General features: G+C 33.1%; 28 protein-coding genes. 13 read left to right on the forward strand and 15 right to left on the reverse strand.

The annotated features are described in order from the left end of the window. Positions 1–2: 2 nt before the first annotated feature. The 4 genes from V7M80_RS06520 to holA form a co-directional block, all read right to left on the reverse strand. On the reverse strand, positions 3–2,195 hold the full coding sequence (locus V7M80_RS06520) for a response regulator (protein ID WP_333694886.1): 2,193 nt from the start codon (positions 2,193–2,195) through the stop codon (positions 3–5). A 121-nt stretch (positions 2,196–2,316) separates the two neighbouring features. Further along, the gene (ettA, locus tag V7M80_RS06525; protein WP_333694887.1) at positions 2,317–4,011 is read right to left on the reverse strand and encodes an energy-dependent translational throttle protein EttA; all 1,695 of its coding nucleotides are present in this window, start codon (positions 4,009–4,011) and stop codon (positions 2,317–2,319) included. 17 nt (positions 4,012–4,028) lie between these two features. After that, positions 4,029–4,211, reverse strand: a complete 183-nt coding sequence (locus V7M80_RS06530) for a CAL67264 family membrane protein (RefSeq protein ID WP_333694888.1) — start codon at positions 4,209–4,211, stop codon at positions 4,029–4,031. Between the two features lie 61 nt (positions 4,212–4,272). Beyond that, complete coding sequence (gene holA, locus V7M80_RS06535; RefSeq protein WP_333694889.1) at positions 4,273–5,277, reverse strand: DNA polymerase III subunit delta; 1,005 nt, start codon at positions 5,275–5,277, stop codon at positions 4,273–4,275. A gap of 57 nt (positions 5,278–5,334) precedes the next feature. Between holA and V7M80_RS06540 the strand changes: the two genes are divergently transcribed. The 3 genes from V7M80_RS06540 to V7M80_RS06550 all read left to right on the forward strand — a co-directional run bounded on the left by V7M80_RS06540 (position 5,335) and on the right by V7M80_RS06550 (position 7,685). Then, positions 5,335–5,784 carry a type I restriction enzyme HsdR N-terminal domain-containing protein gene (locus tag V7M80_RS06540; protein WP_333694890.1) on the forward strand — a complete coding sequence of 150 codons (450 nt, stop codon included), beginning with the start codon at positions 5,335–5,337 and terminating at the stop codon, positions 5,782–5,784. Continuing rightward, positions 5,781–6,767 (forward strand): glycosyltransferase family 2 protein, encoded by a 987-nt coding sequence (locus V7M80_RS06545; RefSeq protein ID WP_333694891.1) that lies wholly within the window; start codon positions 5,781–5,783, stop codon positions 6,765–6,767. The genes V7M80_RS06540 and V7M80_RS06545 overlap by 4 nt, the downstream gene beginning before the upstream one ends. An 81-nt stretch (positions 6,768–6,848) precedes the next feature. After that, a complete protein-coding gene (locus tag V7M80_RS06550) occupies positions 6,849–7,685 on the forward strand; it encodes an OmpA/MotB family protein (protein WP_333694892.1) in 837 nt (278 codons plus the stop codon). Positions 7,686–7,731: 46 nt separating this feature from the next. Here the strand turns inward: V7M80_RS06550 and V7M80_RS06555 are convergent, their stop codons facing one another. From V7M80_RS06555 to rpsF, 4 genes are all read right to left on the reverse strand, one after another. Further along, positions 7,732–8,352 carry an L-threonylcarbamoyladenylate synthase gene (locus V7M80_RS06555; RefSeq protein ID WP_333694893.1) on the reverse strand — a complete coding sequence of 207 codons (621 nt, stop codon included), beginning with the start codon at positions 8,350–8,352 and terminating at the stop codon, positions 7,732–7,734. 110 nt (positions 8,353–8,462) lie between these two features. Further along, on the reverse strand, positions 8,463–8,903 hold the full coding sequence (gene rplI / locus V7M80_RS06560; RefSeq protein WP_333694894.1) for a 50S ribosomal protein L9: 441 nt from the start codon (positions 8,901–8,903) through the stop codon (positions 8,463–8,465). 61 nt (positions 8,904–8,964) lie between these two features. Beyond that, the gene (gene rpsR / locus V7M80_RS06565) at positions 8,965–9,261 is read right to left on the reverse strand and encodes a 30S ribosomal protein S18 (RefSeq protein WP_333694895.1); all 297 of its coding nucleotides are present in this window, start codon (positions 9,259–9,261) and stop codon (positions 8,965–8,967) included. Positions 9,262–9,266: 5 nt separating this feature from the next. Next, complete coding sequence (rpsF, locus tag V7M80_RS06570; protein ID WP_333694896.1) at positions 9,267–9,605, reverse strand: 30S ribosomal protein S6; 339 nt, start codon at positions 9,603–9,605, stop codon at positions 9,267–9,269. A 169-nt stretch (positions 9,606–9,774) separates the two neighbouring features. Between rpsF and V7M80_RS06575 the strand changes: the two genes are divergently transcribed. Beyond that, positions 9,775–10,470, forward strand: coding sequence for a LytR/AlgR family response regulator transcription factor (locus tag V7M80_RS06575; RefSeq protein ID WP_333694897.1), 696 nt, complete (start codon positions 9,775–9,777; stop codon positions 10,468–10,470). A 2-nt stretch (positions 10,471–10,472) separates the two neighbouring features. On the opposite strand, the gene priA is transcribed toward V7M80_RS06575, so the two are convergent. The 7 genes from priA to V7M80_RS06610 all read right to left on the reverse strand — a co-directional run bounded on the left by priA (position 10,473) and on the right by V7M80_RS06610 (position 16,623). After that, complete coding sequence (gene priA, locus V7M80_RS06580; protein WP_333694898.1) at positions 10,473–12,923, reverse strand: replication restart helicase PriA; 2,451 nt, start codon at positions 12,921–12,923, stop codon at positions 10,473–10,475. A gap of 21 nt (positions 12,924–12,944) precedes the next feature. Beyond that, the gene (locus V7M80_RS06585) at positions 12,945–13,871 is read right to left on the reverse strand and encodes a YihY/virulence factor BrkB family protein (RefSeq protein ID WP_333694899.1); all 927 of its coding nucleotides are present in this window, start codon (positions 13,869–13,871) and stop codon (positions 12,945–12,947) included. Between the two features lie 14 nt (positions 13,872–13,885). Next, the gene (nadC, locus tag V7M80_RS06590) at positions 13,886–14,743 is read right to left on the reverse strand and encodes a carboxylating nicotinate-nucleotide diphosphorylase (protein ID WP_333694900.1); all 858 of its coding nucleotides are present in this window, start codon (positions 14,741–14,743) and stop codon (positions 13,886–13,888) included. Between the two features lie 97 nt (positions 14,744–14,840). After that, the gene (locus tag V7M80_RS06595) at positions 14,841–15,053 is read right to left on the reverse strand and encodes a YgaP family membrane protein (protein ID WP_333694901.1); all 213 of its coding nucleotides are present in this window, start codon (positions 15,051–15,053) and stop codon (positions 14,841–14,843) included. A 54-nt stretch (positions 15,054–15,107) separates the two neighbouring features. Next, positions 15,108–15,422, reverse strand: coding sequence for a rhodanese-like domain-containing protein (locus tag V7M80_RS06600; RefSeq protein WP_333694902.1), 315 nt, complete (start codon positions 15,420–15,422; stop codon positions 15,108–15,110). A gap of 59 nt (positions 15,423–15,481) precedes the next feature. Further along, a complete protein-coding gene (locus V7M80_RS06605) occupies positions 15,482–16,090 on the reverse strand; it encodes a thioredoxin family protein (RefSeq protein WP_333694903.1) in 609 nt (202 codons plus the stop codon). A gap of 11 nt (positions 16,091–16,101) precedes the next feature. Continuing rightward, entirely contained in the window at positions 16,102–16,623 is a 522-nt protein-coding gene (locus tag V7M80_RS06610) for a redoxin domain-containing protein (RefSeq protein WP_333694905.1), read from the reverse strand. 132 nt (positions 16,624–16,755) lie between these two features. Here V7M80_RS06610 and V7M80_RS06615 point away from each other — a divergent pair, with 132 nt between their 5' ends. The 9 genes from V7M80_RS06615 (at position 16,756) to trpB (ending at position 24,359) form a co-directional block, all read left to right on the forward strand. Then, positions 16,756–17,214, forward strand: coding sequence for a MarR family winged helix-turn-helix transcriptional regulator (locus V7M80_RS06615; RefSeq protein ID WP_333694906.1), 459 nt, complete (start codon positions 16,756–16,758; stop codon positions 17,212–17,214). Positions 17,215–17,220: 6 nt separating this feature from the next. After that, complete coding sequence (locus V7M80_RS06620; RefSeq protein WP_333694908.1) at positions 17,221–17,853, forward strand: NAD(P)H-dependent oxidoreductase; 633 nt, start codon at positions 17,221–17,223, stop codon at positions 17,851–17,853. Positions 17,854–17,876: 23 nt separating this feature from the next. Then, a complete protein-coding gene (locus V7M80_RS06625; protein WP_333694910.1) occupies positions 17,877–18,446 on the forward strand; it encodes a YceI family protein in 570 nt (189 codons plus the stop codon). A gap of 292 nt (positions 18,447–18,738) precedes the next feature. Next, positions 18,739–20,139 carry an anthranilate synthase component I family protein gene (locus V7M80_RS06630; protein ID WP_333694911.1) on the forward strand — a complete coding sequence of 467 codons (1,401 nt, stop codon included), beginning with the start codon at positions 18,739–18,741 and terminating at the stop codon, positions 20,137–20,139. 7 nt (positions 20,140–20,146) lie between these two features. After that, positions 20,147–20,713: an anthranilate synthase component II gene (locus V7M80_RS06635; protein WP_333694913.1), complete on the forward strand. Its 567-nt coding sequence runs from the start codon at positions 20,147–20,149 to the stop codon at positions 20,711–20,713. Between the two features lie 64 nt (positions 20,714–20,777). Next, positions 20,778–21,773: an anthranilate phosphoribosyltransferase gene (gene trpD, locus V7M80_RS06640; RefSeq protein WP_333694915.1), complete on the forward strand. Its 996-nt coding sequence runs from the start codon at positions 20,778–20,780 to the stop codon at positions 21,771–21,773. Continuing rightward, a complete protein-coding gene (gene trpC, locus V7M80_RS06645) occupies positions 21,770–22,555 on the forward strand; it encodes an indole-3-glycerol phosphate synthase TrpC (protein ID WP_333694916.1) in 786 nt (261 codons plus the stop codon). Before trpD ends, trpC begins: the two co-directional genes overlap by 4 nt. Further along, positions 22,552–23,178 carry a phosphoribosylanthranilate isomerase gene (locus V7M80_RS06650; protein ID WP_333694917.1) on the forward strand — a complete coding sequence of 209 codons (627 nt, stop codon included), beginning with the start codon at positions 22,552–22,554 and terminating at the stop codon, positions 23,176–23,178. The genes trpC and V7M80_RS06650 overlap by 4 nt, the downstream gene beginning before the upstream one ends. Beyond that, positions 23,175–24,359: a tryptophan synthase subunit beta gene (trpB, locus tag V7M80_RS06655; protein ID WP_333694919.1), complete on the forward strand. Its 1,185-nt coding sequence runs from the start codon at positions 23,175–23,177 to the stop codon at positions 24,357–24,359. Before V7M80_RS06650 ends, trpB begins: the two co-directional genes overlap by 4 nt. Positions 24,360–24,361 lie beyond the last annotated feature (2 nt).

Raw genomic sequence — 24,361 nt, forward strand, 5'->3', positions numbered from 1 at the left:
AATTAATTATCCGATTTTCTGAGAAGTACTTCAATGCTTTTAAGCAATTTTGAAGGTTCAAATGGTTTGATTAAAACATCATTCATTCCCGCTGATAAGGCTTCATCTGTAATTTCATCCTTTGCAAATGCTGTCAAAGCAATGATTGGAATGGTAATTCCTTTTTTACGGATTAAACGAGTGGTTTCAAAACCATTAATAAGTGGCATGTTTATATCCATTAAAACTACATCAAAAAATTCTTTATTTAAGGCTTCCATTGCGGCATAACCATCATCTACAATAACCGTTTTAAAATTATTTTTCTCCATAATTTTTCGGGTTACCATTTGATTGATTTTGTTGTCTTCTACAACCAAAACTTTGTAAGTATGATTGTTAGATAAATCCACATGAATATCGTTTATTATTTCTTTTACTTTTTGGTCATCGGCATCAAAAGCAATGGTAAAAGTGAACTGGGTCCCCTCTCCTAGCTTGCTTTTTACATAAATTTCACTGCCAAATAAAGCAATTAGTTTTTTAACAATAGATAGCCCTAAACCGGCACCTTGATAATCGTCTTCCTTGCGGTCAATTTGTACAAATTTGTCAAATATTTTTTCTATGTCTTTTTCGGCAATTCCCATTCCGGTGTCTTCAACACTAAATTTTACATAACAAAGTGAATCCTCTTGTTTTTCAAACAAGGCTCTAATAGTGATAGTACCATCTTGAGTAAATTTAAGAGCATTACTTACCAAATTCATTAAAATTTGAGAAAGTCTAAGTTTGTCTCCAACCAAATATTCGGGTATTTTAGAATCAATTTCGGTAACAATTTTGTTATTGTTTCGATTGGCAATAAATGAAAGTGAATTGGATACCATGTTGATTTCATCCGAAATATTCATGGTTAAATTCTCTAAAATCACTTTATTCTCTTCAATTTTATTGATTTGAAGTAAATCGTTAACTAACGACAACAGATATCTGGCAGAAAATTTTAACGAATTTAAATGGGGACTTCCTTTTAACTCTTCGTGCTCGTCAGAAAGCATGTTTGTAATCCCTACAACTCCATACAAAGGAGTTCTGAGCTCGTGACTAATAGTAGAAATAAATTGGGTTTTTAATTTAGAAGCTTCTTCCGCTTTTTCTTTTGCTTCTTTTAATTCTTCATTCTTGGTAACCAAAAACTGATTGATATTTTGTCTGTAAATATTATTTCTGTAGAGTATGTAAAGCAATAGCGACATAACTAAAAGAAACACAAAAGAAAGAATAGTTATAATCTTTGATTTTTTGATACTTTCATTCTGTATATTTTTCTCTTTTTCAAACTGAGATATTTGGCGTTTGGTATCATCTAAAGCAATAGTAAGCCCAACCAGTTTAGCACTTCTGATTTTTTCAAGATTAAAAATCTCTTCTTTTAATTCTTCATGTTTTTTTAAGTACTCATAGGCCTCTTTGTAGCGTTTTAGATTAAATAAAAAAATGGAGTAATCTTTATAACTGTCTGACAAATAAACTTTACTGTTATTGTCTATACCTATTTGAATGGCTTTTTTAAAGTAATTCTCTGAGGTTACATTGTCTTTCAGATAATGATATTTGCGTGCTAATAGAATATAAAAATAACTTTTAACATCAATAATTCGAATCTGATCTTGATGGGCTTCTACATAATCTAAATGCTTAATGCCCGCTACAAAATCATTTTTTTCAAAATTTAAAAGTGTAAGATTGAGTTTGGTTAATACCGTTGAGTAAGTATTGTTTAATTTTTCGGAAATTGTAATAGCTCTTCTGTAAAATTGTTCTCCATTTTTAAAATCGTTTTTGCGATAAAAATAAATGTTACCAATATTGTTGTAAACAGCACCAATCAAAGTATCATTTCGGGCTTTATCAAAGTGAAATAAAGCTTTATTGTAATAATCTAATGCTTTATCGGTTTCCAACATTTCTTCAAAATTACCTGCTAAAGTGTTGTAAGAACGGGCAATTAAATCATTATCGTTCAAATTTAATGCTTCATTTAAAGCTTTACTGGAAAAGTCTAAGGAATTCTTATAGTCGGATTTATAAAGACAACTATCGGCTGAATTAAGTAACTTTCTAACTTCTTTTTCAGGAGGTAATGAGTTTTGTGCTACTGCTATGTTCATTAGGAGTAATACAGCAAGACCAAGAAGTAAATTTTTATTCATTTTGTAGAAATTGGGTCTCAAATATACTGAATAAATTAGATTATTAATTTCGAGTTATTCGTATTTTTTTTTAATTTCTTACATAAAAAAATAAAAAAATCCCGATGAGTCGGGATTTTAATTAATTTCTTACTAATTTCTTATACTTTATTCGTTTGGGTGTAAGGTCACCTCCCAATCTTTTGCGTTTATTTTCTTCATATTCAGAAAAACTTCCTTCAAAAAAATACACTTGAGAATCACCTTCAAAAGCTAAAATATGGGTACAAACACGATCTAAAAACCATCGGTCGTGGGAAATAATAACAGCACAACCTGCAAAATTTTCCAAACCTTCTTCTAAGGCTCTTAAGGTATTTACATCCAAATCATTGGTAGGTTCATCCAATAAAAGTACGTTTCCTTCTTCTTTCAAAGTTATAGCCAAATGCAAACGGTTTCTTTCTCCACCGGATAAAGTAGAAACTTTTTTATTTTGATCACTTCCACCAAAATTAAAACGACTCAAATAGGCTCTAGAATTTACTTGTCTTCCTCCCATCATAATCAATTCTTGTCCGTCACAAAAATTTTCCCAAATGGATTTTTCGGGATTGATATTGGCATGCGATTGATCTACATAGGCAATTTTAACCGTATCACCAATAGTAAATGTACCTTTGTCTGGCTGTTCTTCTCCCATTATCATTCTGAAAATCGTTGTTTTACCGGCACCATTTGGTCCAATAATTCCAACTATCCCGGCTTGAGGTAAAGTAAAATTCAAATCTTCATATAAAAGTTTATCTCCATAGGCTTTTGAAACCCCTTTGGCTTCAATCACATTAGTTCCCAATCGTGGCCCATTGGGTATGTAAAGTTCTAGTTTTTCGTCTAATACTTTTTGATCTTCATTAAGTAGCTTATCATAGTTTTGCAAACGAGCTTTTTGTTTGGTTTGTCTTCCTTTGGCTCCTTGTCTAACCCATTCTAACTCTCGTTCTAAAGTTTTTCTACGTTTGGATGCAACTTTTTCTTCCAACTCTAACCGTTTTGATTTTTGATCCAACCAAGATGAGTAATTCCCTTTCCATGGAATACCTTCACCTCTATCTAACTCTAAAATCCAACCGGCTACATTATCCAAGAAATAACGATCGTGTGTTACCGCAATTACGGTTCCTTGGTATTGTTGTAAATGTTGTTCCAACCAAAGTACCGACTCAGCATCTAAGTGGTTTGTAGGTTCGTCTAGCAATAAAACATCAGGTTGTTGAAGTAATAAACGGCATAATGCAACTCTTCTTTTTTCACCACCGGATAAAACTTTGATTGGAGTATCCGATTCTGGGGTTCGAAGTGCATCCATTGCTATTTCCAATTTGGTATCTATTTCCCAAGCACCAACAGCATCAATTTTGTCTTGCAATTCAGCTTGCCTGTCCATTAATTTTTGCATTTTATCGGCATCTTCATATACTTCCGGAAGACCAAACATATCGTTTATTTTGTTAAACTCATCCAATAATGCAAATATCTCGGCTGCCCCTTCACGAACAATTTCAATAACAGTCTTAGTTTCGTCCAATTGGGGTTCTTGTTCCAGATAGCCTACTTTATACCCGGGAGCAAAAACCACGTCACCTTGGTAATTTTTATCTACACCGGCAATGATTTTGAGAAGGGATGATTTTCCGGAACCATTTAAACCCAAAATTCCAATTTTGGCTCCGTAAAAAAAGCTTAAATAAATATCTTTAAGAACTTGTTTATTGGTACTAGAGTAAGTTTTACTCACTCTCGACATAGAAAAAATAACTTTTTTATCGTCTGACATTTTGTGTATAAATTAAATTAGACTCTTCCTTTTAATGCATTAAAAACCCAAGCAATAGATAGAAACCCAATTCCAGTGGCAGCAAAGCCCCAGCCGGCAACTTCATTGTATCGAAATGCTCCCATACCAATAAGTAAAAGCCCCATCACAATCATAATAAATGTAGCCCAAGCTAAGATTGTATTTTTATTCATTCCCATGATTTAGTAAATTAGTTTTTGGAAGTGCAAATATCGGAATTACAAAATTGATTTCTAACTCCTAATTAAAGATTTTAACTAACATTTCTTTAAGTAAATCTGATTCTTGCAATTGATTTGCTCCTACTCCTTTACTTTTCAAATCAATTTCACGAATAGCAGCTACTATAGCACTCACTTTCTTCATGGGATAATTTTTCAAGGCTATATCGTAATCTTTAACGAAGTAGGGATTTATTTTTAAAACTTTAGCAACGTTTCCGGCCGATTTATCTTTTAAACCATGGTATTGCAATAAACTGGAAAAAAAATTAAAAACCATACCTGTAGTGAGTACTATAGGGTACTCTTTCTTATTTTGAGCAAAGTGTTCTGCTATGCGATACGCTTGAAGTTGGTTACGGTCGCCTATGGCCTTTCTAAATTCAAAAACATTAAAATCTTTACTAAAACCAATATTTTCCTCAATATGAATGGGATTAATTTGAGTACCCTTGGGTAAAATAATCTGAAGTTTTTCCAATTCATTGTTAATCCGACTTAAATCGGTTCCTAAAAACTCAACTAACATTGCCGCTGCTTTCGCATCAATAGTATATTCTTTGGGCTTGAGTACTCTACTTATCCAACTGGCTACTTGATTTTCATACAACTTTTTACTTTCAAAAAGCAAACCATTTTTTTCAAGTATTTTGGTTAGTTTCTTTCGCTTGTCTAGTGTTTTGTATTTATAGGCAATTACTAAAACTGTTGTAGGTTGCGGATTTTCGGCATATTTTTCTAAATTTTCAATAGTTTTTGTCAAATCTTGAGCCTCTTTAACAATAACTACTTGCCTTTCTGCCATCATAGGATATCTTTTGGCATGCGATATGATATCTTCAACCGTTACATCTCTTCCATACAACACCATTTGATTAAAGCCTTTTTCATCTTCTGTCAGTATATTATCTTCAATGTATTCAGTCAATTTATCAATATAATAGGGTTCTTCACCCATTAAAAAATAAATTGGCTTGATGTTTCCGCTCTTTATGTCGGAAATTATTTTTACTATTTCATCCATCTATAAATCTGTTTCGGAATCTGTTGACAGTACGAAAGAATTCAATAAATTTGCTCTATGCAAAAATTGAACTTCCCCGAGTTTTCCTTTCGCTTCAAAAATAGTGAAAATAACTTGTTGGTATTTGATGAAATTCGGAAAAAATTTGTGATTCTTACGCCAGAGGAATGGGTAAGAATACACGTAGTTCAATATCTTATTCATGTTTTAAATTATCCCAAATCACACATCAATGTTGAAAAATTGATTAAAATAAACGGATTAAATAAAAGATATGATGTGGTTGTATTTCAACCAGATGGAAAAATTTTATTGGTTGTAGAATGCAAGCAAATTCAAATACCCATAACTCAAAATGTTTTTGATCAAATTGCTCGGTATAATCTCACCTTAAATGCCAAATATTTAATGGTAACCAATGGTTTGAATCATTATTTTTGTCAAATGGATTTGGAGAATGAAAAATATTTATTCTTAGATGAAATTCCTAAATATACTCTCAGTTGAAAAAAATAGCCGTAGTTATTTTAAATTGGAATGGTACTCATCTCTTGCGTGAGTTTTTACCATCTGTATTACAATTTTCAAAAGAGGCCACAATTTATGTGATAGATAATGCTTCTACTGATACTTCTATTTCATTGCTTGAAGAGGAATTCCCATCTGTTAAAATTATTTCTAATAAGGAAAATTTCGGCTTTGCAAGAGGTTACAACGAGGGATTGCAATTCATTGACGAAGATATTTATTGTTTGATTAATTCCGATGTTCAAGTAACACCTAATTGGCTTGACCCTATACTACACTTGTTTGAAAAAGATTCTCAGATTGCTATAGTTCAACCTAAAATCTTAGATTACAAAAATAAATCCTTTTTTGAGTATGCCGGTGCCGGAGGTGGATTTATCGACCGGTTAGGCTATCCATTTTGCAGAGGTCGAATTTTTGAAACTATTGAAAAGGATAATGGGAAATACGACGATGTAATCCCCATTTTTTGGGCTTCAGGGGCTTGTTTCTTTATTCGAAAAGACGTATATAGAGAACTAAAAGGTTTTGATTCTGATTTTTTTGCACATCAAGAAGAAATTGACTTGTGTTGGAGAAGTTTTAATGCCGGATATAGTACTTATTATTGTGGATATTCTACCGTTTATCATTTAGGAGGCGGAACACTACATACTCTAAATCCCAAAAAAACGTATTTGAATTTTAGAAATTCACTACTCATGCTTCTCAAAAATTTACCTATTCTTCATTTGATTCCTGTTTTAATGATAAGACTACTATTAGATGGTGTAGCCGGTATTCGATTTTTAATTCAAAAAAAACCTAACCATTTTTGGGCTGTATTGCAATCACATTTCGGCTTTTATAAATTGTTTTTCAAAACATTAGCAAAACGAACATCAAAAAATAAGACCAATTACTATAAAAAATCAAGTATTGTATTTCACTATTATATTAAAAAAGGCAAGGTTTTTGATTAGCAGATTTTAACAATAGTTTATCTGTAAACTAATTGAAAATAGAACTTAAAACCTTAATTTTGTAAAAAATCTTAAACCATTATGAGAAAAATTGTTTTATTACTCAGTGTTGTTGCCCTTTCATTAGGCTCTTGTGGAACCAAAAAGAAAATTGCAGAGTTGGAAGCTAAAAACAAGGAATGTCAAGACTTGTTAAATTCTACTACTGTAAAGTTAAACATGTGTCTTTCAGAAAAAGAACTTTTGGCAAATCAAGTTAATGATTTGAAAAAAACCAATAGTGATTTGATTTCTAATGTTGGAAATATGACAATGCTTTCAGCAAAAGGAGCAGAAAACCTAGAAAAATCTTTAGAAAGTTTGAAAGAGAAAGATTTAAAAATTTCTAGATTACAAGATGCATTAACACGTAAAGATAGTGTAACTTTAGCATTGGTAACCAGTCTAAAAGGTGCCGTTGGTATTTCTGATCCGGATATTGAGATTAATGTAGAAAAAGGGGTAGTAATGATTTCTATTGCTGATAAACTTTTATTCAAATCTGGAAGTTATGAAATTAGCGACAGAGCTAAAGAAATTTTAGGCAAAGTTGCTAAAGTAGTAAATGATAAACCGGAATTTGAATGTATGGTTGAGAGTCATACCGATAATGTTCCTTTTAGAAATGGAGTATTGTTAGACAACTGGGATTTGAGTGTTAAAAGAGCAACTGCTGTGGTGCGAGTTCTAACTCAAGATCATAAAGTAAATCCAAAGCAAATGATTGCAGCCGGTCGCGGAGAATTTGTTCCTTTAGTAGCTAATAATTCTGTTGAAAATAGAGCTGCTAATCGCAGAACGCGAATTATTGTTATGCCAAAAATCGATCAATTTTACGATATGATTGAAAAAGAAATGAAAAAACAAACTGGAAAATAATAAAGAATAGAAATAAAAAAATCGTCTCAAAAGAGACGATTTTTTTTTATAAGATTGAAATATCACCCTTACCTTCTCGAATCACAACGGGTTCACTTTCAGATAAATCTATAATCGTAGAAGGTTGATTGTCCCCATATCCACCATCAATAACTACATCAACTAAATTTTGCCATTTTTCAAAAATCAATTCCGGATCGGTAGAATATTCTAACACTTCGTCTTCATCATAAATGGATGTGGAAACGATGGGATTGCCCAATTGTTTAACTATTTCCAAAATTATGGTATTATCGGGAATCCGAATTCCTACAGTTTTTTTCTTTTTAAATTCCTTTGGTAAATTATTGTTTCCCGGCAAAATAAAAGTATAAGGACCAGGAAGAGAACGTTTCAAGATTTTGAATGTGGCTGTATCAATTTGTTTTACATAATCCGAAAGATTGCTTAAATCATGGCAAATGAAAGAAAAATTAGCTTTTTCAAGTTTTATCCCTTTGATCTTAGCTACACGTTCTAATGCTTTTGAATGGGTTATATCACAACCTAAACCATAAACCGTATCGGTTGGATATATGATGAGTCCGCCTGCTTTTAAAACTTGAACTACTTTTAAAATTGCAGCTTCATTAGGATTTTCGGGGTATATTTTTATAAACTGTGCCATTATAGCCTTTGATTTGTACAAAAATACACTAGTTAAATCAATTCTAGCTATACTTAATCAAAAAAAAAGCTCCCGGATTTGGGAGCTTTTTAATAACTTTTATGTTGAGATTATTTTTCTGCAACAATTTCATATGGCAATTCGATTACTACATTTCTATGTAAACGAACAGTAGCATTGTACTTTCCTGTTCTTTTTACAGTACCTGAAGTGATGAATTTACGATCAATTGGGTTACCAGATTTCTCTAAAGCTTCAGCAATATCAATATTAGTAACCGAACCAAAAAGTTTTTCACCTCCGGCTTTAGCTACAATTTTAATATCAAGAGCTTTTAAAGTATCGGCTAATTTTTTAGCATCATCAACAATTTTTTGCTCTTTGTGAGCTTTTTGTTTTAAATTTTCAGCTAAAACTTTTTTTGCAGATGGCGTAGCCAAAGTTGCAAATCCTTGAGGAATTAAAAAATTTCTACCGTAACCTGGTTTTACAGAAACGATATCGTCTTTGAAACCTAAATTTTGAACGTCTTGTTTTAAGATTAGTTCCATGTTGTTGTCCTTTTTTGTAGAAGTTAGCCCGCCAATGGCGAGGCAACAACTTAATTAATAATTATTTTAATAAATCTGCCACGTAAGGCATTAAAGCTAAATGTCTTGCTCTTTTAACAGCTACAGACACTTTTCTTTGGTATTTTAATGACGTTCCGGTTAATCTTCTAGGAAGAATTTTACCTTGCTCGTTAACGAATTTCAATAAAAAATCCGGGTCTTTGTAATCAACATATTTAATGCCTGATTTTTTGAAACGACAATATTTTTTTGTCTTGTTCGTATCTATATTCAAAGGAGTAAGATATCTGATATCTCCTTCTTTTTTTCCTTTAGCTGATTGCTCGATTGTTGACATACTACTTATGCTTTAACTTTTAATTTTTCTCTTCTTCTTTCTGCCCAAGAAATAGCGTGTTTGTCTAAACTAACAGTTAGGAAACGCATAATTCTTTCGTCACGTCTAAGTTCAGTTTCAAAACTTAAAATTGCATCTGCAGGAGCTTTGAACTCAAACAAGTGATAAAAACCACTTTTTTTGTGTTGGATTTCATAGGCTAATTTTTTTAAGCCCCAATCCTCTTTAGATACCATCTCTGCCCCTTTAGAAGTAAGGAAATCTTCAAATTTGCTTACTGTTTCCTTTACCTGTTGCTCAGATAAAACGGGATTCAAGATGAAAACAGCTTCATAATGATTCATAATGTAATACTTTAAAATTGTTAAATTGGGTGCAAAAGTAGAAAATATAATTGAATAAACAAGCAAAGTGCAGAAATAATCGACATAAGGTAAAAAAGTTCGAAAAAAATTAGTTTTTATCGATGAAATGCACTATGTTTGTTTCACCAAATCTATAATAAATCGAATTATGAAACTAAATTGTGTCGTAGTTGATGATAGTTCCATCCAACGGATGATCATCACCAAGTTAGTAAATAATCACCAAAATCTCAATCTTGTTGGTGATTTTTCTAATGCTATCGAGGCCAAGAGTTGTATGTCTATACACTCGGTTGATTTAATTTTCCTTGACATCGAAATGCCTATTATCAATGGCTTTGATTTCTTGGATGGATTAAAAATAAAGCCTCAAATTATCTTCATTACATCCAAAGCTGACTATGCCGTAAAAGCTTTTGATTATGATGCCACGGATTACTTACAAAAACCTATTTCTGTAGATCGTTTTGACTCGGCTGTAAAGCGTGCCATGGATATGCATAAATTACGTCATGAAGTAACCGAAGAAGAAGGAGATTACATTTTCATTAAAAGCAATCTTAAAAAGCTAAAAGTTTACACTTCCAAAATTAAATGGATTGAAGCTTATGGCGATTATGTAAAAGTTGTAACGGATGAAGACAGTAATTTAGTGCTTTCTACTATGAAATCATTTGAAAATGACTTGTCTAAAGATCGTTTTCTACGAGTTCACAAGTCATTTATTGTAAATATTGACAAGATTGAACGTTTCAACAGTAAATTTGCCGAGATTGGAGTTACTAAAATTCCGTTAAGCCGAAATAAAAAAGATGATTTGAAAAAAGCTTTAGCAATTGCTTAAAACTACTGAACATCAACATTTACTACTAGCTTAACAGACCTATATTGCGAAATAACATCAAAACTATTCAGTACTTTCTGAATAGTTTTTTTTGTTTGAGCTACAGATACTGTTTCCGGAATTTTAACCATTAATGTCCTAATATATTCATTGCGAATTTTATTTACAGAGGGCTCTTCCGGTCCCAAAACCGGTGAGGTAAGTTGTTGTTTTAATACTTGAGCCAACCATTGAGCACTTTCTTTCACTTTGTCAAAGTCTCTATGCTTAAGCGTGATTTTAATTAACTTATAGTAGGGCGGATATTTAAAAATATGACGTTCATACAATTGCTCTTCAAACATGGCTATATAATCGTTGTGTGTCACTTGCTGAATTGTATTATGATTCGGGTTATAGGTTTGAATGACTACTTTACCTCTTTTATCAGCTCTACCCGCTCTTCCGGAAACTTGAACCATCATTTGAAAACTCCGCTCAAAGGCTCTAAAATCCGGAAAATAAAGCATGTTATCTGCATTAAGAATTCCCACTAAACTCACATTACTAAAATCTAATCCCTTTGCTAGCATTTGTGTTCCAACCAAAATATCTATTTCCTTATTTTGAAATTTATCAATAATTTTTTCGTAACCAAACTTACCTCTTGTAGTATCTTGATCCATTCTAAAAACATTTTTATTGGGAAAAAGAGATACCAATTCCATTTCAATTTGTTCTGTTCCAAATCCTTTTGTAGTTAGATCTACACTAGAACAGGCATGACAATGGGTTGGTTTGGCAATCGAATGACCGCAATAATGACATCTTAGTTGACCTTTGAATTTATGATAGGTCAAACTTACATCACAGTTTGGACACTGAGGTACATGACCACAGGTCAAGCACTCAACTAATGGGGCGTAGCCTCTTCGATTTTGAAAAAGGATAATTTGCTCACCAAGAGCCAAAGCCGATGCCATTTCTTCTATCAAAACATCACTAAAGTGGCCCTTCATTTTTTTTCGGAAATATTTGTCTTTTAAGTCGACCAATAGTACTTCAGGAAGTGGTGTGAGGTTGTATCGCTCTGTAAGTTCTACAAGAGCGTATTTTTGATTTTTGGTGTTATAATACGATTCTAAACTTGGCGTAGCCGAACCTAAGAGGACTTTAGATTGATGAATCTTTGCCAAAACTGTTACGGTATCGCGGGCATGATACCTTGGAGCCGGATCGGTTTGTTTAAAATTTTGTTCGTGCTCTTCATCTACTATAATTAATCCCAAGTTGGAAAAAGGTAAAAACAGAGCCGATCGTGCCCCAATAACAACTTGTGCTTTTTCTGAACTATGTAAAACTTGATTCCATACCTCTACCCTTTCGTTTGAGTTGTATTTGGAATGAAAAACAGCAACTTGGTTTCCAAAAAACTTTCTCAGTCGGGAAACCAATTGTGTGGTTAAAGCTATTTCGGGTAATAAAAATAAAACTTGTTTGCCTTCAAGTAGGGTTTCTTGAATTAACTTACTGTATATCTCGGTTTTACCACTTGAAGTAACCCCGTGAAGTAAACAAATATCTTTAGTTTCAAAGGCTTCTTTTATTTGAGAAAAAGCGGTTTGTTGGGAATCGCTTAATTCGAAATGACCTCTAACATCATCGTTTTGAAAATCTGTTCGATCTTGAATTAAGGTATATTCCTCAAAAACATTAAGTTCTATCAACTTGTTTAAAATGGCTCTACTTTGCTTTGAATACTCTAAAATTTTTTTAACCGAAATCGGATTTCTATCAATTCCTTTCAATTGAAAAAAAGCCAATACAAGTTGTTTTTGTTTTTCTGATTTTACATTTTGAAGAAATGAATTGAGCGTTGTATCAGAATTCAAGTTTTCGTGTAATCTTACATACTTTACCAATTTCGGCTTATAATTTTCATAAAGCTCCTCTTGCAATGAAATGATATTTTGGGAAAGCATTTTTTGTAAAACGGAGACTACATTTTTTTTATTTAAAATGGAACTGATATCATTAACTTTTAATGAACTTTGTTGTTGTAAGGCCTCTAAAATCAAATACTCATCGTCATTCAGGTCCGAAACTTCATATTTTGAGTTGGAGCTCAATGTTATGATAGTTTCACTCTCCAAAATAAATCCGTTGGGCAATGCCGCTCGGTAAACTTCACCCAAACTACACATATAATAGCTAGCAATCCAATCCCATAGTTGCAATTGTATAGTATTGACAATTGGAGTCTCATCGAGTATTTGATGAATTTCTTTGGCTTCATACAATGCAGGTACCCTTTCGTGAGTTTCTTTGGCCAATGCAGTATAGATTTTACTTTTTCCAAATGGAACAGCAATTCGCATCCCGGGTTTAATAAAATGAAACTCGGTTTGAGATACATTGTACGTAAACGTTTTATCTAAAGCAAGAGGCAATATAACTTCAACGAAGTAAGGCATATATTTTTTGTATATCAGGAATTAATCGTAGAGATTTCGTCTTTTCAATTTATTTATTGTGGCATTCAATTCAAAACCAAGTAATAAAATCATACAATTGATCCAAATGTAAAACATCAATATTAATAAAGTTCCTATAGATCCGTACAATTCATTGTATTTGGCAAATTTAACTACATAAATCCCAAAAATGTAAGATGAAAGCAATATTAATAAGGTTGTAAATACAGAGCCAATGCTTATAAAAGCAATTTTTGAAGTTTGTTTGGTTCCGAATTTAAATAGTAACGACGTGGTTGTCAAAATCATTACTATGACAAACCCATATCGAATCATTTCTATAAAAGAAGTTTCGGTTGTTAAAATTTGATGCAATTGAATTTTTACTATAATCACTTCTGAAATTACTATAGAAGCTACAGTTACCAATAAAATAACGGAAAAAAGTATAGACATACCCAATGCAATTAGGTACTGTCTGATAAAACTTCTGTTGATTGTGATGTGATAAGAGGTTTCAAATCCGCCTAAAATGGCATTAATCCCATTGGTCATTAAAAATATAGATAAAATGAAACCCGATGAAAGTAAGCCTTTGTAACTGTTATTAAGAATATCATCTATAATAGATTTTATAGCTTCGTAAGTGTTGGGTGGTACACTGTTTTCTACAAATTTTAAAAAATCATCCTGAAATCCTTCTATAGGAATGTAGGGAATAAGATTTAAAATAAATAATGCAAACGGAAACAAAGCCATAAAAAAACTAAAGGCTATGGCTCCGGCTCTGTAAGAAAAAGCTCCTTTGGCTATACCTATTACATACAATTCGATTAAATCGTAGAACGACAATCCTTCTAACCACGGTAATTTAATACGTTGAGCAAAACGAACCAAATTACGCACTACAGGGATTTTATCGAGTTGTTGTTCTATATCCAGCGACATGAAAAAAGAGGTTTTTAAAAGGCTTTTAAACTCAAATCCATATTGTAAACCGAATGCGTTAAAGCTCCCGAAGAAATATAATTAACGCCACATTCTGCATAACTTCGAATGGTGTTTTCATTGATATTTCCGGAACTTTCTGTTAAACAATGATTACCAATACGTTTTACAGCTTCACGAGTGGTTTCAAAATCAAAATTATCTAATAAAATTCGATAAACCCCACCACATTTTACTATAGAATCAACTTCTTGCAAATTTCGGGCTTCAACAATAATTTTTAAATCCAAATTGTGTTCTAATAAATAGGATTTGGTTTTCTGTATAGCTTCTGCAATTCCTCCGGCAAAATCGTTGTGATTGTCTTTTAGCATAATCATATCGTAAAGTGCAAAACGATGGTTTTCGCCACCTCCTATTCGTACCGCCCATTTTTCGGCAGCTCTGAATCCAGGCGTAGTTTTACGGGTATCTAATATTTGAGTCCCGGTACCTTTGAGTAACTCTACATATTTTTGTGTTTTGGTTGCAATAGCACTCATACGTTGCATTGAATTAAGCACTAATCTTTCGGCTTTTAATATTGATTGGGAACTTCCTTTCACATGAAAAACTACATCCCCATAATTAACAAAACTCCCATCTTGAATTAAAACTTCAACTTCCAGAGAAGAATCGACCTTTTTAAAAATCATTTGGGCAAACTCTACTCCTGCAATTACACCTTTATCCTTAACCAGCAATTTCGCTTTTCCTACAGCAGATGAGGGTATACATGCCAACGAACTGTAATCACCGGGGCCTATATCTTCTCTTATTCCGTTTTCAATAATTAAATTCAATTCTTGTTTAAAGTCCATTTCACTTATCATGGGATAGATTTTATGATATCGCTAAAATAACAAAAGGAATTGATTTTAGAAAAGTATAAGGCAATAAAAAAGCCACTAAAATTCGTGGCCTTTTTTCTTATCTTTTCTTTACTTCACAAGTGTTTTTTCCTAATAGAACGTAGAGCGGACAAAAAGTTAGAAATGATGTAATAATTAGAATTGAACTTACTCCCAGAACAATCCATTTAAAAGTAGCGTTTTCGAAAGCACCGGACATAACCAAAATTAAAAGTATTATTCCGAAAATAATTCTTACGAAACGATCTGTATTACCCATATTTCTTTTCATAATTGTGAATTTAGTTTGTTAAAAATACAAAAAATAATATTCACTTAGAAAAATTTATACGGCTTCTTCTATCGGTCCTTTCCACTCCGAAATTCCACCTATCAAATTGAAAGTTGTTTCAAATCCCATTTGATTCATTATTTCACAAGCTTTAGCACTACGAGCACCGGCATGACAATACACATAGTAATTTTTAGACTTATCCAGCTCTTCCAACTGATAAATAAATCCTTGTCCTTTATAAATATCAATATTTATTGAATTTGGAATAATGCCACGCTCAACTTCATCTGAAGTTCTTACATCTAGTATTACTGCTGAAGAATCATTTTGAAGCCGATTCCACCAATCCTCTTGTGTTAAGTTCATTTGATTTTGTGTTTTATTTTTTTGTTTGTGTAAATAACGTTAGTAAATCAAATTTATTTTTAAAATTTGATAGAACATCCTATTGCCTTAGTCGTTTTGATTTTGACATCTTGGTTGTTCAAAAGAGCATCTACCGCATCTTCTACATATTTTACTTTAACAGCTGATTCATCGGAATAATTATCATCTATAGCCCCTATATACTTTACTATATTACCTTTGGCTGTTTTCTGTAAAATATAAACATGTGGTGTTTTTGTGGCTCCATATTGGGGATAAATTTTTTGTCCGGCATCAAATAGATACGGAAAAGTAAATCCTTTTTCTTTGGCACGCACTTGCATTTTTTCAAAACTGTCTTCTTTTTGTTTTTCCGGATTGTTTGGATTTATAGCAATTACCGGATATCCCAGAGATTTGTACTTTTTATCCAAAGCCATGATTCGGTCTTCATAAGCTACAGCGTAGGGGCAGTGATTGCATGTAAAAATCACAATAAAACCTTTAGCTGATTTAAAATCCTTTAAAGAGACATTTGTATTGTCAATATTTTTTAAAGTGAAATCTGTAGCAACAGAACCAATCTCGTACCCATTTACATTTAGTAAGGTAAATGAAGTCATTACTGTAAAAGCCAACACTAGAAGTGTGAAATTCAATTTTTTCATAGTTAATAGTTTTAATTAAAAGAGCGTATTTCGGTTTCTAATTCTTCTTCTGTAAAAGATTTTTCATAAAACTTTCGAATATCATTTTTGTAAATTATAGTTGCGGGTATAGCTCCAGTCCACTCAGAAGCTACTTTCTCTATCCAAGAATTGGCGTCAGGGTCATTCAAAAGAAGCACTTCGGCTTTTAAATTTTTATTTTTCACAAAAGGGATAACACGTGATTCTACTAATTTCGGAAAATCTAAACTAACCAGAAGCATTTTAAACTTTCCGGATTTATATTTGGTATTCAACTTCTCAAAATGGGGCAATTCTTTTACACAGGGAACACACCAAGTAGCCCAAAAATTAATAACATATAAAGTATCGTTTTTTTGATTGAGGTAGGGTTCAAAACCCTCGTAGTTAAAAGACTTAATCAAAACACCATCCTTTTCATAAACCATTAAGGGTTTGTATTGCTCTACTTTTTGAGCATTTACAATACCAAAAGAAACTACCATAAAAAGGAAAATATAACTACACTTCATAACTTCGTTTTGATTTATAAAATTAGAACATACTCGCTCCTCATTACAATAATTAACAAAAATTTAATAGACATTTGTATATACAATTAAAAATTTGCACTACATTTGTACATACAAATTTTGTAATTACAAATGAAGATAGAAGAAGTTATAAAACCGAACTCTCCCATGAGTGTACAAAAACGTACGTTAATGAATTTAATGTACACGCAAAATGTAATTGCCGATTCGTTTCATGAAATTTTAAAAACCTATGATTTGTCTGCTGAACAATTCAATGTTTTAAGAATTTTAAGAGGTCAAAAAGGTAAACCGGCAAACATGTGCGTAATTCAAGAACGTATGATTGCCAAGACAAGTAATACAACACGATTGGTAGATAAATTGTTACTCAAAGGGTTGGTTACAAGAGAAGTTTGTGAAGAGAACAGACGTAAAATGGAAATAACAATCACCTCAAAAGGCTTGGAATTGTTGTCTGAAATTGACCCTAAAGTTGAAGCTCACGAAAATTTATTTGCTTCAAATCTGTCTCAAGAGGAATTAGAAAATTTGAATTATTTATTAGAAAAATACAGAACTAAAGACTAAAAAAACATGAGTAACTTTATTGAAAATCAAAAATGGCGTTATGCCACTAAAAAATTCGATGCGTCGAAAAAAATTTCTGAAGCCGATTTTAATGTGCTTAAACAAGCTATACAACTAAGCTCTTCATCGTATGGCTTACAACCTTACAAAGTGTTTATTATTGAAAACCCTGAAATAAGAGCTAAAATACAACCTGTAGCTTGGGGGCAATCTCAAATTGTTGAGGCCTCTCACCTATTGGTTTTTGCAAATATTACCAATTTTGGTGCTTCTCAAATTGATTCTTATATTGAGAATATGGCAACCACACGCGGAATTACTGTTGAAAGTATTCAAGGTTATGCCGATTTTATGAAATCTAAAATCACTACCTTACCCGAAGATTTACGCAATACTTGGACTTCAAAACAAACCTACTTAGCTTTGGGGAACTTATTAAATGCTGCAGCAGAATTAAAAATTGATGTTACTCCTATGGAAGGTTTTGAACCTGAAAAAGTAAATGAAATTCTAGGACTAAACGAAATGGGGCTAAATGCTTCACTTTTAGCAACTATAGGATATCGTCACGAAGAGGATGCTACGCAACATTATGCCAAAGTAAGAAAACCTGAAAATGAATTATTTATAACTTTATAACCTTTAACCTAATACACAAAAAAATGAAAAATTTTAAAACAATCGCATTAGCCTTAGTAGTAGCTTTTACTTCCGTAACAGCTATAGCACAAAACAAAAAAGTTAACATCGAAAAAAGTTCCATCAAATGGGTGGGTAAAAAAGTAACCGGTCAACACGATGGAACTATCAAATTAAACTCCGGAACTTTGGTTTTTGAAGGAAAAAAATTAAAAGGCGGTTTATTTGAAGTAGATATGACAAGTATTACCGTAGCTGACTTAGAAGCCGGTAAAGGAAAAGAAAAATTAGAAGGTCACCTTAAAGCCGATGATTTCTTCGGGACTGATAAATATCCAACTTCTAAACTAGAGTTCAAAAAAATTGCATCAAAAGGAAGTGATATCTACACGGTAACTGCTGATTTAACTATCAAAGGAATTACTCAATCAATTACTTTTGATATCGCTCTGGGAGACTCTACGGCTCGAACTACCTTAAAAATTGATCGTACCAAATACGATATCAAATACGGTTCTGGAAGTTTCTTTGACAACCTTGGAGATAAAGCTATTAATGACGAGTTTGAATTGACTGTAGTTTTAGCGTTCTAATATAATGGGAAAAATTGCTATAAAATCCTGATGCGAAAGTGTCAGGATTTTTTTTGGTTTAAACAATTCCTAAATTTTATTATTTTCAAAAAAATCGTTTGTTTATTCATTTTTCATTCCTACATTTGTAACTCAATTAACAGTAATGAACACATTTTTTAATACTTCTTGGTGGTGGAGTAACTTACGTCAGACGTCGTGAGCTAGCTTCCTATAGATGTATTTTTCAAAATATTACAAAAGGGCTTGTCAAACACGACAAGCCCTTTTTCTTTTTAAATCCATTCAAATTATGAAACCCTACAAACTAAATACAACTTACAAATCGGTCTTAGCTGATACAATCACTCCGGTAAGTGTTTATTTAAAAGTTCGAGATAAATTTCCCAACAGTATTTTGTTGGAGAGTTCTGATTTTCATGCGAGCGACAATAGTTTTTCGTACATCTGTTGTAATCCGATTGCGAGTTTTAAAGTGGAAAAACATCAGATTGTCATGCATTTTCCCGATGGAAGCAGTCAAAATAATCAAATTGAAAAAAATAATACTATAACAGAAGAAATCACAAATTTTATTCAAAAATTTGAAGTTTCAGGTCCCAAATTAAAATTTGCTTACAACGGATTATTTGGTTTTACCAGTTACGATGCCGTACACTATTTTGAAAAAATAACCATCCATCCAAAAGAAAATGCGTTGGCTATTCCGGAAATGTATTACGCTATTTATAAAAATGTAATTGCCATCAATCATTTTAATAATGAAGCCTATATTTTTTGTCACAGTCTTGATAAATCATCTAATATCGAAGAAATAGAACAATTACTTCAAGTGAAAAATTTTGCTTCTTTTTCCTTTTCAAAAGTGGGTCAATCCTATTCTAATTTAACCGATGAAGATTTTAAAAAACACGTTGCTTTAGCCAAAAAACACTGCCATCGTGGCGATGTATTTCAATTGGTTTTATCCCGAAGATTTTCGCAAGGTTTCAAAGGCGATGAATTCAACGTGTATCGAGCTCTAAGAAACATCAACCCTTCACCCTATTTATTCTATTTTGATTATGGCGATTTTAAACTTTTGGGTTCATCGCCCGAAGCTCATTTGATTGTAAAAAACGGTGAAGCCGAAATTCATCCTATTGCAGGAACGTTCAAACGAACCGGAAATGATGAAAACGATGCCTTGCAAGCCAAAAAATTAGCCGAAGATGTCAAAGAAAACAGCGAGCACGTCATGCTTGTAGATTTAGCCCGAAACGATTTAAGCCGAAATTGCAATGAAGTGAAAATTGAAAAATACAAAGAAATTCAGTTCTTCTCACACGTCATTCACCTGGTTTCCAAAGTAAAAGGTAAACTAAAATCAAACGCAAAGACTATGGATTTGGTTGCTTCTACCTTTCCGGCCGGCACTTTAACCGGAGCTCCCAAACACAAAGCCATGCAATTGATTGATACGATTGAAAACACCAATCGAAGTTTTTACGGTGGAGCCATTGGTTTTATGGATTTTAATGGTAACTTCAATCACGCAATCCTAATTCGGACATTCTTGAGTAAAAACCATCAATTGCATTACCAAGCCGGAGCAGGAATAGTAGAAAGTTCATCAGAAGAAAGCGAAATGCAAGAGGTATATAACAAATTAAACGCGTTAACCAAAGCCTTAGAAATGGCTGAAAAAATATAATTTGAAAATGAAAAAAGTAATCATTATTGACAACTACGATAGTTTTACCTACAATTTGGTGCATTATTTAGAAGATTTAAATGCCGAAGTTACCGTTTTAAGAAATGATGAATTTGAATTGAATGAACTAGAAAAATTCGATAAAATTCTACTCTCACCCGGTCCGGGCATTCCTGAAGAAGCCGGTTTGTTACTGGAGGTTATCAAAAAATATGCTTCAACCAAAAGCATACTTGGCGTTTGTTTGGGGCAACAAGCCATTGGAGAAGTTTTTGGTGGAAGCCTAATTAACTTAGATAAAGTTTATCACGGAGTTTCTTCTAAAGTAAAAATTAAGATTAAAGATACTCTGTTCAATAATTTACCAAACGAATTTGAAGTGGGTCGCTACCACTCTTGGGTTATAAATCCCCATGATTTTCCTGAAGATTTAGAAGTCACTTCTGTGGATGAAAACGGCGAAATTATGTCAATTCGGCATAAAACATTCGATGTAAAAGGGGTGCAATACCATCCGGAAAGCATTTTAACGCCACAGGGTAAAAAGATTTTAGAAAATTGGCTGAAGAGTTAGTCCTTCATTAATAGCAGGTCGTAAAACGACTAATTACTATTCACTAATTACTATTCACTTAAAAATGAAAAACATACTCAATCAATTAATCAATCACCAAACGCTTTCAAAAGAAGAAGCGAAAAACGTATTGATTAATCTTTCTTCCGGACAATACAACGCCAGTCAAATGGCCGCTTTTATGACCGTTTTTATGATGCGAAGCATTACTATTGAGGAATTAACCGGTTTTCGGGAAGCGTTGTTAGAACTTTGCATTCCCATTGATTTTTCAAACTACGACACCATCGATTTATGTGGAACCGGTGGCGACGGAAAAGACACGTTCAATATTTCTACACTATCGTCTTTTGTGGTTGCCGGAGCGGGAATCAAAGTTGCCAAACACGGAAATTATGGTGTTTCTTCCATTTCCGGCTCCAGTAATGTAATGGAGAATTTAGGGGTAAAATTCAGTAACCAACAAGATTTTTTGGAAAAATGTTTAGATGAAGCCAATATTGCTATTCTTCACGCTCCGTTATTTCATCCGGCCATGAAAAATGTGGGTCCCATTCGAAAGGAATTGGGCGTGAAAACGTTCTTTAACATGCTGGGACCTATGGTAAATCCGTCCTTTCCTAAAAATCAACTGGTGGGTGTTTTTAGTTTGGAATTGGCTCGAATGTATGCGTATTTGTATCAAAATACATCAACCAATTTTTCAATTGTATATGATTTGGAAGGTTTTGATGAAGTTTCTTTAACCGGAAATGTAAAGATCATTTCAAATGCATCCGAAAAAATTCTAAAACCGGAAGACTTTTATACCCAATCGGTTACGTTACATCAAATAAAAGGCGGTACAACCATTGATGAAGCTGCCAAAATCTTCATGACTATTCTTTCCGGAAACGGAACCCAAATGCAAAATGATGTGGTTTTTGCAAATGCGGCCTTGGCAATTTCAATGATGCAAAAAATAGCAATTGAAGAGAGTTTAGCAATTGCAAAAGACAGTTTACTTAGCGGAAAAGCACTCGAAAGGTTAAAAAAACTTCAAAATATAAGCCGATTATGAACATTTTAGACCAAATCATCGCTGCCAAAAAAAGAGAAGTGGCATTAAAAAAAACGATTATTCCATTACAACAATTGGAACAATCAATATTGTTTGAACGAAAAACGACTTCATTGGTACAGAATTTATCCAACAGTTCAAGCGGAATCATTGCCGAGCACAAAAGACGTTCGCCTTCTAAATCAGTTATAAACCAATCGAATTCGGTTGAAGAAATTGTGAAAGGTTATGAAAATGGCGGTGCTTCGGGAATTTCTGTATTAACAGATAGTCAGTATTTTGGAGGTTCTTTAGACGATTTACTTTTAGCAAGAGCCACAACTACTTTACCCCTTTTACGAAAGGATTTTACAATTGATGCGTATCAAATTTTGGAAGCTAAAGCTTTTGGAGCCGATGTAATTCTATTGATTGCGGCGGTTTTAAGTAGAGAAGAAATCAAAAAATTATCTGAATTGGCCAAATCGCTTCAGTTGGAAGTTTTATTGGAAATTCATAACCAAGAAGAACTAGATAAATCGATTATGCCAAGTTTGGATTTAATTGGCGTAAACAACCGAAATCTGAAAACCTTTGAAGTCAATTTGAACTATAGTAAACAATTGTCTGAACACATTCCATCTGAATATATAAAAATTTCAGAGAGTGGAATGGATTCTGCGGAATCTGTTTCAGAATTAAAAAACTACGGTTTTCAGGGTTTTTTAATGGGTGAGTATTTTATGAAATGTAAAAACCCTGAAAATGAAATGAAAGAATTCATCCATAAAATAAACTCATGAAACTAAAAATTTGCGGCATGAATAATCAGGAGAACAGCAATGCAATTAGCGAATTGCAACCTGATTTTTTGGGATTTATTTTTTGGAAACAATCCAAACGGTTCTGCGAAAATGAGATTCATGTGAATTCAAAATCAATTGAAAAAGTGGGAGTTTTTGTAGATGAGGATTTCGATACAATTCGAAATACAATTCAATTACATCAACTAAGTATGATGCAATTACACGGTAAAGAAAAACCCGATTTTTGTTTACAAATTAAAAAATTAAACACTAAAGTAATTAAAGCAATAACAGTTGATAATAATTTAAATTTCAATGATTTAAATCCATATAAAGACAGTATTGACTATTTCTTGTTTGATACCAAAGGAAAACTTCCAGGTGGTAACGGAACTACTTTTGATTGGGAAATTTTGAGTCAATACAAAGAAGACATTCCGTACTTTTTAAGTGGCGGAATTGGGTTGAATGAATTACCAAAATTGGAAAAATTCCTTCAATCAGATGCAGCAAAATATTGTTTTGCTATTGATATTAACAGTCGGTTTGAAGACGAACCCGGTATCAAAAACAAAGAAAAAATTAAAGAATTTCAAGAAAAACTAAAACAATTGCGATGAACTATCAAGTAGATGAAAAAGGATTTTATGGCGAATTTGGCGGAGCGTTTATACCGGAAATGTTGTACCCAAATATCGAAGAACTTCGGTTGAACTATTTAAAAATTACTGCCGAACCCAGTTTTAAAAAAGAATTTATGAAATTGTTGGTTGATTATGTGGGAAGGCCTACGCCACTTTATTTTGCCAAAAGATTGTCTAAAAAATACAATACCAAAATCTATCTGAAACGAGAAGATTTATGCCACACCGGAGCTCACAAAATTAACAACACGATTGGTCAAATACTCATTGCCAAACGTTTAGGTAAAACCCGCATCATTGCCGAAACCGGAGCTGGTCAACACGGCGTAGCCACAGCCACCGTTTGTGCCTTAATGGGCTTGGAGTGTGTGATTTATATGGGTGAAATAGATATCAAACGGCAAGCTCCCAACGTAGCACGAATGAAAATGCTGGGTGCAGAAGTCAGACCCGCCACTTCCGGATCCAAAACCCTGAAAGATGCTACCAATGAAGCCATTCGCGATTGGATTAACAATCCGGAAAACACCTATTACATCATTGGTTCTGTCGTAGGTCCACATCCCTATCCAGATATGGTAGCTTGTTTTCAAGCGGTTATTTCAGAAGAAATCAAAGCTCAATTAGAGGAAAAAGAAGGAACAGAATTTCCCAACTACGTGATTGCATGTGTCGGCGGTGGAAGCAATGCAGCCGGTGCTTTTTATCATTTTCTTGATGATGAAAACGTAAATTTAATCGCTGTGGAAGCCGCCGGAAAAGGAGTCGATTCCGGTGAAAGTGCGGCAACATCCATTTTAGGGAAAATCGGTATCATTCATGGAAGTAAAACGCTTTTGATGCAATCAAATGACGGACAAATTACGGAACCGTATTCGATTTCTGCCGGTTTGGATTATCCCGGTGTTGGGCCGCTACATTCACATTTGCATCAAACTAAACGAGCTGAATTTATTGCCATTACGGATGATGAAGCCATGCAATCCGGCTGGGAAGTATCGCAATTGGAAGGAATTATTCCGGCCATTGAAACCGCTCATGCTTTTTCAGTTTTGGATAAAAAGCAGTTTAAACCTTCAGATATTGTGGTGATAAATTTATCCGGTCGCGGTGATAAAGATTTGAGTACCTACATTGATTATTTTAATTTACGCTAGAA

Origin of the sequence: Flavobacterium sp., assembly GCF_036759525.1 — a bacterium.
In the GTDB taxonomy this organism is placed as follows: Bacteria; Bacteroidota; Bacteroidia; order Flavobacteriales; family Flavobacteriaceae; genus Flavobacterium.